The sequence below is a fragment of the Pontibacter brevis genome (assembly GCF_054779655.1).
This window is the reverse complement of the sequence record NZ_BAAGXV010000051.1, coordinates 1-9,827: the sequence shown is the minus strand read 5'-3', so window position 1 is coordinate 9,827 and position 9,827 is coordinate 1. Positions and strand designations below refer to the sequence as shown.

Annotated in this window: 7 protein-coding genes; all 7 read left to right on the top strand. The window is 54.8% G+C overall.

Annotated elements, in window-relative coordinates:
- Positions 1 to 357 precede the first annotated feature (357 nt).
- Entirely contained in the window at positions 358 to 1,599 is a 1,242-nt protein-coding gene (locus ACYVB1_RS13170; RefSeq protein WP_460924238.1) for an MFS transporter, read from the top strand.
- 383 nt (positions 1,600 to 1,982) lie between these two features.
- The gene (locus ACYVB1_RS13165; RefSeq protein WP_460924236.1) at positions 1,983 to 4,109 is read left to right on the top strand and encodes a bifunctional aldolase/short-chain dehydrogenase; all 2,127 of its coding nucleotides are present in this window, start codon (positions 1,983 to 1,985) and stop codon (positions 4,107 to 4,109) included.
- A 106-nt stretch (positions 4,110 to 4,215) separates the two neighbouring features.
- Positions 4,216 to 5,490, top strand: coding sequence for a sugar isomerase (locus ACYVB1_RS13160; RefSeq protein ID WP_460924234.1), 1,275 nt, complete (start codon positions 4,216 to 4,218; stop codon positions 5,488 to 5,490).
- Between the two features lies 1 nt (position 5,491).
- Positions 5,492 to 6,886, top strand: a complete 1,395-nt coding sequence (locus ACYVB1_RS13155; RefSeq protein WP_460924232.1) for an FGGY-family carbohydrate kinase — start codon at positions 5,492 to 5,494, stop codon at positions 6,884 to 6,886.
- Positions 6,883 to 7,623 (top strand): (Fe-S)-binding protein, encoded by a 741-nt coding sequence (locus ACYVB1_RS13150; RefSeq protein WP_460924230.1) that lies wholly within the window; start codon positions 6,883 to 6,885, stop codon positions 7,621 to 7,623. Before ACYVB1_RS13155 ends, ACYVB1_RS13150 begins: the two co-directional genes overlap by 4 nt.
- Complete coding sequence (locus ACYVB1_RS13145) at positions 7,620 to 9,002, top strand: lactate utilization protein B (protein WP_460924228.1); 1,383 nt, start codon at positions 7,620 to 7,622, stop codon at positions 9,000 to 9,002. Before ACYVB1_RS13150 ends, ACYVB1_RS13145 begins: the two co-directional genes overlap by 4 nt.
- Positions 8,995 to 9,588, top strand: coding sequence for a LutC/YkgG family protein (locus tag ACYVB1_RS13140; RefSeq protein ID WP_460924226.1), 594 nt, complete (start codon positions 8,995 to 8,997; stop codon positions 9,586 to 9,588). The genes ACYVB1_RS13145 and ACYVB1_RS13140 overlap by 8 nt, the downstream gene beginning before the upstream one ends.
- Positions 9,589 to 9,827: the final 239 nt, after the last annotated feature.

Here is a 9,827-nt window from a genome sequence, read left to right as displayed (position 1 = left end):
GAAGAACCTTGGTCAGACAGGAAAAGAAGGCTGATAATTACCTGGCATTCCTGCTGCTCGCGTGCATGAAGATAATGCTTAGGTATTTTTGAGATAGCTTCTAATCTTTTCAGAAGCCCTGCTATACGTTTCATTGTGAAAGTTTAAAGGATTTTACTTTCTTAGTAGGAGATTGGCTACTCAATCACTTAATGTGTATGAAAAAGCATGCTTTATATTTGAATTTATTTTCCGTCGCAGTATCTTGGAAAACGTAGTGAATCCGCGTTCCATAAGAGTCGTGGAAAGACAGCCCTAGGAAGCTTACAACTAAATTCGCCTAATACATCACCTTTAAAAAACTAAACCCAAAATCCAATGAACGAAAACGTTAACAAAACCGCCTTGTTTTATGGGAGCTGTTTAGCTCTCATAACAACCGGCTTTACCTTCTCTATCAGGGCAGGAATTCTACCTCAGTTAGGTGCAGAGTTTGGTCTGACTGCCGCACAATTAGGATTTATCAACTCCATGTGGTTTTTGGGTTTCCCTATTTCCATGGTTATCGGAGGCTTGATTTACCACACCGTCGGCCCTAAAATTATCATGACAGTGGCTTTCCTGTGCCACGCATTGGGAATACTGTTAACTATTTATGCGGGCGGGTATACTACCTTACTTATCTCAACGCTTTTCATTGGTATTGCGAACGGATGTACCGAAGCTGCCTGTAACCCGATGATTGCAGACATGTATTCAGGTGTGAAGATGAACAAAATGCTCAACAGGTTCCATATGTGGTTCCCTGGTGGTATTCTTCTTGGTGCCCTTATCTCCAAGTTCATGTCTGATTTTGGTTTATCCTGGCAAGCACAGATGTGGTTTATCATGGTGCCAGCCGTTGCCTATGCTTTCTTGTTCTTCGGAAAAACTTTCCCAAGGCCACAGGTGGAGGGTGCTACCTCTCTTGGTCAGAACTTTAAAGCAATGGTGAGCCCGTTGTACATATTCCTGATTGTATGCATGGCCCTTACGGCTATTACAGAATTCGGACCGGGCCAGTGGGTAGAAATTATCCTGGGTAGCAGTGGGGCAGAACCTATGCTCATCCTGGCACTTACCGCTGGTTTAGTAGCTGTATTAAGATTTTTTGCCGGACCTGTTGTTGCCACACTGGGCCAGACGGGTGTTTTACTCGGAGGCGCAATATTTTCAGCAATAGGTATCTATATGTTCAGCACAGTGACAGGCTCTATGGCATATGTGGCAGCTATCATTTTTGCCCTTGGGTACGGCTACTTCTGGCCGGTTATGGTAGGAGCCGTGGCACAGCGCGTTCCTTTGAGCAGCGCCTTGGGCATGTCTATTATTGGTGCAGTAGGTATGTTTTCTTCTTCTATTTTCCAGCCTATCATAGGTAACTGGATTGACAGTTCCATGGCAGAATATAGTGCACAGGGACTTGCAGGAAATGCACTGCAACTGGCCGCTGGCCAGGCTACTTTAGAGAAAATGATTGCCTTCCCAGCTATCCTGATCGTGCTCTTCACCATCCTGTTCTTCTGGCAGAAAAACCCTAAGAAGACTGAAAAAATACCGCAGGCGGTTACAACACATTAAGAGGTTTACCTCACGCGCACGCTATTTAAAAAAGGTGCGTAGCCTCCTGCTTGCAGGAGGCTACGCACCTTTTTTTTGCGGATGCCTGATGCGCCCTAATGCAGGACATTAAATTTTAGTTGCCGTTATCAAACCAAAACCAACTTGTTCTTACGAGTTGTTTCCGGCTGTTTCGCGGGCTGACACTCCTTCGCTGTGGTGTGAAGCTGGCGGGACCATTAGTTGTTCTGGTGCTATTTAGATTGACTTAAGCATGACAGTGCAGGACAGTAAACAGGTAGGTCTATCTTATATTTAGCATTGTAAACTTCCCGGCTTGCCTGTGCAAGAAACATGGAGCTACGCAAACATCATAAAAAAGCAACTTAAGAACATTGAAGTATATGTTAGAATCTACGACAAAAACGGAATTTAAGCATGTTAGCTACTTATGGGATGAAGAGGAAGCCTCTAAGCTTGCAGGCGACGAGGTAGGCCTGCTCATCTACCGCTCCAACCTGCTGGGGGCCGACCTCCGGCTGACCAACTATGGCGGGGGCAACACCTCCTGCAAAGTAATGGCCAAGGACCCGCTTAATGGTCAGGACACGGAGGTGATGTGGGTGAAAGGCTCGGGCGGTGACTTGGGCACGCTCAAGCGCAGCGGCCTTGCCGCCCTGTACGTAGATCGCCTCAGAAGCCTGAAGAACGTGTACCGCGGCATTGAGCACGAAGACGAGATGGTGGAGCTCTTCAACCACAGCATTTTCGACCTGAGCTCCAAGGCACCGTCCATCGACACGCCCCTGCACGGCTTCCTGCCGTTCAAACATATCGACCACCTGCACCCGGATGCGGCCATTGCCATCGCCGCTGCAAAAGACGGGAAGAAGATAACAGAAGAATTATTCAACGGCACCATCGGGTGGGTAGACTGGCAGCGGCCGGGCTTTGACTTGGGCCTGCAGCTGCGCCAGTGCCTGGATGAGAACCCAGGCATCCGGGGCATCATGCTGGGCTCCCACGGCCTGTTCACCTGGGGCGACACCGCCTACGAAAGCTACATCAACACCCTGGAGGTAATAGAGCAGTGCGCCGAATACCTGGAGCAGCACATCGGCAAGAAAGGCCCTGTGTTCGGCGGTGCGAAGATAGAGAGCCTGGAGGAGGCCGAAAGAAAAAAGCAGGCCGCCGCACTGGCGCCAGTGCTGCGTGGCTTCTGCTCCAGCGAGCGTCACATGGTGGGCCACTTCACAGACGACGCCCGCGTGCTGGAGTTTATCAACTCCAACGACCTGGAGCGGCTGGCCCCGATGGGCACCAGTTGCCCCGACCACTTTCTGCGCACCAAAATCAGTCCGCTGGTGCTGGACCTGAAGCCGGATGAGGACCTGTCGGACGTGAAGGCGCTGAAGGAGCGGCTCGCCCCTGCCTTTGCCGAATACCGCCAGATGTACGCCGACTACTATGAGAACCACAAGCACCCGAACAGCCCGGCCGTGCGCGACAAAAACCCGGTGGTGATTCTGTATCCGGGCGTGGGCATGTTCACTTTCTCTAAAGACAAGCAGACAACGCGGGTGGCCTCTGAGTTTTACATCAACGCCATCAACGTGATGAAGGGGGCCGAGGCCGTGTCGGAATACACGTCCCTGCCGCGCCAGGAGGCCTTCGACATCGAGTACTGGTTGCTGGAGGAGGCAAAGCTGCAGCGCATGCCAAAGCCGAAAGCCCTCTCAGGCAGGATAGCCCTGATAACAGGCAGTGCGGGGGGTATCGGCAAGGCCATCGCCAAAAAGTTTGTGGAGGAAGGCGCCGTGGTGGTGCTCAACGACATGAACGAGGAGCGCCTGCAGGGCGCAGGCGAGGAGTTCAAAAGCCAGTACGGCAAGGACTCTTATGCCACGGCAATCCTGGATGTTACAAAGAGCGACCAGATACAGGAGGCATTTGATAAAGCAGCCCTGGCCTTTGGCGGTGTGGATATTGTGGTGAACAACGCTGGCCTTTCTATTTCTAAGTCCATTGAGGACCACACTGAGAAGGACTGGGACCTGCTGTATGACGTGCTGGTAAAAGGCCAGTTTATGGTAACGCAGGCAGGGGTAGAGGTGATGCGCAAGCAGGACATCGGCGGCGACGTGCTCAACATCGTGAGCAAGAATGCGCTGGTTTCAGGCCCGAACAACGCGGGCTACGGTTCAGCCAAGGCTGCGCAACTGCACCTGAGCAGGCTGAACGCCGCTGAGCTCGGCGGGGACAGCATCCGCGTGAACGTGGTGAACCCGGACGCCGTTATCAGCGACAGCAACATCTGGGCAGGAGGCTGGGCCGAGGGCCGCGCCAAAGCCTATGGTGTGAAGGTAGAGGAACTACCGGCATTCTACGCCAAGCGCACGCTGCTCAACGAAATCATCCTGCCCGAGGACATCGCCAATGCCTGCTTCGCCTTTGTGGGTGGGCTGCTGAACAAGTCTACCGGCAACGTGCTGAACGTGGACGGTGGCGTGGCCATGGCTTTTGTGAGATAACAGCTTAGCAGGCCTTGAATCAGCTGGCCTATAAGAAAAATATATTTGGCGAAAGTCCCCCTCCAAAGGGGGACAAGAGTGGGTATTAACCAAAGAACACGAACGCATGCAGATTGATAAATACAGAATACAGGAGTTCAACCAGGAGCAGTCGCAGGAGCACAGCCGCAGGTTTGATTTTGCCGCTTCTTCTGTCAATAACATAGAAGGTATTCTTCAAAAGCTAACAGATTTCCAGGTGGCCATCCCTTCCTGGGCACTGGGCACGGGCGGGACACGCTTCGGGCGTTTCCCGGGTGGCGGAGAGCCGCGCAGCCTGGAGGAGAAGATTGAAGATGTAGGCCTGTTACATATCCTAAACCAGTCCAGCGGTGCCATATCGCTGCATATTCCATGGGATATTCCGGGCGACTACAAAGCCATTAAGGCGCTGGCTGCGCAGCATGGGCTAAAGTTCGATGCTGTAAACTCCAACACCTTCCAGGACCAGCCGGACCAGAAACTGAGCTATAAGTTCGGTTCCATGCAGCACGTGGACAAGGCGGTGCGCCGGCAGGCCGTGGAGCACAACATCGAAGTCATCAGGCACGGCGTTGAGCTGGGCTCTGACTCCCTGACGGTGTGGCTTTCGGACGGCTCCAGCTTCCCGGGGCAGCTGAACTTCCGGAAAGCCTTCGAGAACACGCTCGAAAGCCTGCAGGAAGTATATGCCGCGCTTCCCGATGACTGGAAGATGTTTGTAGAGTACAAGGCCTTTGAGCCGAACTTTTATTCCATGACGGTGGGGGACTGGGGGCAGTCTTTGCTGTACGCCAACAAGCTCGGGGAGAAGGCTTATACGCTGGTGGACTTGGGCCACCACCTGCCCAACGCCAACATCGAGCAGATTGTTTCGCTCCTGCTGATGGAGGGCAAGCTGGGAGGCTTCCACTTCAACGACTCCAAGTACGGGGACGATGACCTGACCGTGGGCAGCATCAAACCTTATCAGCTGTTCCTTATCTTCAGCGAGCTGATAGAGGGCATGGACGCCAGGGGAATGAACCACGCCACGGACCTGGGTTGGATGATAGACGCTTCGCACAACGTGAAGGACCCGCTCGAGGACCTGCTGCAGTCCGTGGAGGCCATCATGATTGCCTATGCGCAGGCACTGCTGGTAGACCGCAAAGCACTGGCAGAAGCGCAGCAGCAGAACGACGTGGCGCGCTGCCAGGAGATTTTGCAGGAGGCCTACCGTACAGAGGTGCGGCCGATAGTGGCGGAGGCGCGTCTGCGCGCAGGTGGCGCCCTGCGCCCGCTGCAGCTGTTCCGGGAGCTGAAAGTGAGAGAGAACCTTATAAATGAACGCGGTCTGAAGACAGTCGCCACAGGATTATAGTATGGGAGGCACACCTGTCATAGCGGTATTCGATGTGGGGAAGACAAACAAGAAGCTGTTTCTCTTTGATGAGAACTACAGAATCGTGTTTGAGCGCGCAGCAAGGTTTACAGAGACAGTGGACGAGGACGGTGAGCCCTGCGAAAACCTGGAGAGCCTTCGCCTGTCGGTGTTCGACTCGCTGCACGAAGTGTTCCGGCGCCAGGAGTTTGACGTGAAAGCCGTCAACTTCTCCACGTACGGGGCAAGCTTTGTGTACCTGAACAAGGACGGAAGGCCGCTCACTCCCCTGTACAATTACCTGAAGCCATACCCGGAGGATCTGAAGAAGCAGTTCTACGATACCTATGGGGGCGAGGCAAAATTCTCGAAAGAGACAGCGTCCCCTGTGCTGGGAAGCCTGAATTCCGGCATGCAGCTCTACCGCATCAAGTACGAGAAGCCGGAGCTGTACAGCCAGATATCGTACGCCCTGCACCTGCCGCAGTACATGAGCTACCTGGTAACCGGCAAGTGCTTTTCCGATATCACCAGCATTGGCTGCCACACCAACCTGTGGGACTTCCGGAAAAACGACTACCACGAGTGGGTAAGTCAAGAGGGTATCATTGAAAAGCTGGCACCCATTGCTCCGTCTGACGAAGTGGTGCCCGCTGCCTTTCCCGGGAACAGCTACCAAGTGGGCATCGGCCTGCACGACAGTTCGGCAGCTTTGATACCGTACCTGGTCAATTTCCAGGAGCCTTTTGTGCTCATCTCCACCGGTACCTGGTGCATCAGCCTGAATCCTTTCAATGCCACGCCTTTAACCGAGGCGGAGCTTCAAAAGGACTGCCTGAGCTTTATGCAGTACAAGGGCAGACCTGTCAAGGCTTCCAGGTTTTTTGGCGGCTATGAGCATGAGCAGCAGGTAAAACGCATCGCGGCGCACTTTAACCAAAGTGCCGCCCGCTATAAGTCAGTGCCCTTCGACCCGGAAATCATCAGCAAGCTGCAACGGGAGCAGGGCCAGCTGTCAGACCTTCAGCCAGGCAAAAAGCAACTGCAGGAGTCGGTGTTTGCAAAGCGGGACCTTTCGGCCTTCGCCTCCGACACAGAAGCCTATCACCAGTTCATCCTTGATCTGGTGACGCAGCAGGTCGCTTCCACCAATCTCATCCTGGAGGGCTCTGACGTGAAGCGGATTTTCGTGGACGGCGGCTTCAGCAAGAACGCCATCTACATGAACCTGCTGGCTTCCTTTTATCCCGAGAAGGAAATTTTTGCCGCCTCCATGGCACAGGCAACGGCCATTGGCACTGCTCTGGCCATCCACCGGCACTGGAACACAAAACCGCTGCCCAACGACATCATCGAATTAAAATACTATGCGGTCACGCATGACGCTAACATATGACGGTAGGCCTTTTTATCCCTTGCTATGTAGATCAGTTTTACCCGAACGCCGCCATCGCCACGTTGGAGCTGCTTGAGAAGCTGGGCGTGGAGGTGGTGTACCCGCCAAAGCAGACCTGCTGCGGGCAGCCCATGGCCAACTCCGGGTTTGAGCACCTGACTAAAGAAAGCAACAACCTTTTCGTAGAGAACTTCAGGGGCTTCGACTATATCGTAGCCCCCTCCGGCAGCTGTGTGCTGCACATGAAAGAGCACCTGCGCTCGGGCAGGTACCCGGATGAGACGGAGGCCATGCGCGGGAAAGTGTATGAGCTGACAGAGTTCCTGACTGATGTGCTGAAGGTAGACAGGCTGAAAGCCCGCTTCCCGCACAAAGTAGGCCTGCACCAGAGCTGCCACGGGCAGCGGGGCCTGAAGCTGGCGCAGATGTCAGAACTTGTCGCGCCTGCCTTCTCCAAGCCGGAGCAACTGCTGGGCATGGTGGAGGGACTGGAGCTGGTAGAGCTCACCCGCAGGGACGAGTGCTGCGGCTTCGGGGGCACCTTCTGCGTGGCAGAGGAGGCCGTGTCCGCGAAGATGGGCAAGGACCGTGTCATGGACCACCTGCAGCACGATGCGGAGGTCATCACCGGCTCAGACATGAGCTGCCTGATGCACATGGAGGGCATTCTGCGCAGGCAGAAGAGTTCTGTCAAGGTTATGCATATTGCTGAAATACTTAACGCGCAGGAGATATGAAGGAGACAAAAGACCATGCCGCCCTTGCTGAGGCCTTTAATGCAAATGAGCCGCGGGTAAACTGGCACGACGAGACCCTGTGGTTCATCAGGCAGAAGCGCGACAAGGCGGCCCACACCATTCCGGACTGGGAGCTGCTGCGCGAAACGGCATCTCAGATCAAGCACCATGTGCTCTCGAACCTGCACGACTACCTCCTGCAGTTCGAGGCAAACGCCAAAGCCAATGGCATCATCGTGCACTGGGCGGCCAATGCGAGCGAGCATAACCAGCTAGTGCACGCCATTCTCCAGAAGCACGGGGTAGACCGCATGGTCAAAAGCAAATCCATGCTCACAGAGGAGTGCCACCTGAACGATTACCTGGCCGAGAACGGCATCGAAGTAATAGATACCGACCTGGGTGAGCGCATCGTGCAGCTGGCAAAGGAGCCGCCGAGCCACATCGTGCTGCCCTGCATCCACAAAAAGAAAGAGGAGATAGGCGAGCTATTCCATGAGCACCTGGGTACTCCGGCCGGCATGGCTGACCCGCAGGTGCTCACGGAGGCGGCCCGGCAGCACCTGCGGGAGACCTTCCTGACCCGCCGCGCCGCGCTCACAGGCGTCAACTTTGCCATAGCCGAGACAGGGGAGTTCGTCATCTGCACCAACGAGGGGAACGCCGACATGGGAGCGCACCTGGCGGACGTGCACATTGCCTGCATGGGCATCGAAAAGCTGATACCGAAAAGAGAGCACCTGGGGGTATTTCTCCGGCTGCTGGCCAGGAGTGCCACGGGACAACCGATTACCACCTACTCCAGCCACTTCAAAAAGCCACGACCGGGGCACGAGCTGCACCTGGTGCTGGTGGACAACGGCCGCAGCACGCAGCTGGGGAGGGAGGATTTCCGCAACTCGCTCAAGTGCATCCGCTGCGGGGCCTGCATGAACACCTGCCCCGTGTACAGGAGAAGCGGCGGCCACAGCTACCATACCGCGGTGGCGGGCCCCATTGGCGCTATCCTGGCCCCTAACCTCGACATGAAAAAAAATGCCGACCTGCCCTTTGCCTCCACGCTCTGCGGCTCCTGCTCTAACGTGTGCCCTGTGAAGATTGACATTCATGACCAGCTCTACAAATGGCGGCAGGTGATTGTGAAGGAGGGCTATGCCGACACAAAGAAGACGCTGGGCATGAAGGCTATGGCGCATGCCTTCGCCTCGCCTACCACGTTTCAGTTGGCCGGGAAGGCAGGCCGTTGGTTCATGCGCAACGTGCCTTTTGCGGTAAACAATAAACTGAACCCCTGGTACAAGCAGCGCGAGATGCCTGCGCCCCCGAAGGAGTCGTTTGGGGAGTGGTACCAGAAAAACAGGAAAAAGAAAGATGAGTAGCAGAGACAATGTGTTGGCCGCAGTAGCCAGAAACCAGCCGGCACGCCTGCCGTTGCCGGAGATGCCCGCCTTTTTTACAGGGGAGGCAGACCCGGTGGAGAGGTTTAGTTCGGTGGCGGTGAGCATCGGGAGCAAGGTGTTCCGGGTGCAAAGCATAGAGGAGGTGAAGCAGATTCTCCTCAGGGAGCACAGCGGTGCCCGCAGGATTGTGTCCGCTCTTCCGGAATTCTCTGATGTAGCCGAGTTGTCCATCGCGCCGGACATAGACCCGCACACTTTAGCGGATGTGGACCTGGCGGTGCTGCCCGCACAGTTCGGGGTGGCCGAGAACAGCGCCCTGTGGGTGACGGATGCGCAGCTCCCGCTGCGTGTGTTGCCCTTCATCTGCCAGCACCTGGCGCTGGTGGTGCCGCGGCAAAGCATTGTGCCGCTCATGCAACAGGCCTATGAGGTAATAGGGGCGCAGGAGTACGGTTTCGGCACCTTCATCGCAGGCCCCTCCAAAACCGCTGACATTGAGCAGTCGCTGGTGCTGGGCGCGCATGGTGCCAGGACCTTGTCTGTTTTTGTTCTTGATGAGGTGTAGGGCGGCCTGCAACATAAAGAGGAGAGAAATACACCTACATCTATTCGGGAAATATCTAATCGCTTAAGCTGTAATACCTTTGTAGGCGCTATGCCGTCTCAGAAATAATCCCCCTCTTGCTCCCTTTGCTGTATGTGTAGGCTTACCTGAAGTTCGGCCATTTAAAAGTTGTAAAAACTACTAACTTTAAATGGAATGAAAAAGACAAAGTTTACCGAGACACAGATTATCAAGGCCAT

Coding starts and splice junctions, on each gene's coding strand:
- ACYVB1_RS13160 (WP_460924234.1), top strand. CDS start 4,216: ATGCAGATTGATAAATACAGAATACAGGAGTTCAACCAGGAGCAGTCG.
- ACYVB1_RS13155 (WP_460924232.1), top strand. CDS start 5,492: ATGGGAGGCACACCTGTCATAGCGGTATTCGATGTGGGGAAGACAAAC.
- ACYVB1_RS13145 (WP_460924228.1), top strand. CDS start 7,620: ATGAAGGAGACAAAAGACCATGCCGCCCTTGCTGAGGCCTTTAATGCA.
- ACYVB1_RS13170 (WP_460924238.1), top strand. CDS start 358: ATGAACGAAAACGTTAACAAAACCGCCTTGTTTTATGGGAGCTGTTTA.
- ACYVB1_RS13165 (WP_460924236.1), top strand. CDS start 1,983: ATGTTAGAATCTACGACAAAAACGGAATTTAAGCATGTTAGCTACTTA.
- ACYVB1_RS13140 (WP_460924226.1), top strand. CDS start 8,995: ATGAGTAGCAGAGACAATGTGTTGGCCGCAGTAGCCAGAAACCAGCCG.
- ACYVB1_RS13150 (WP_460924230.1), top strand. CDS start 6,883: ATGACGGTAGGCCTTTTTATCCCTTGCTATGTAGATCAGTTTTACCCG.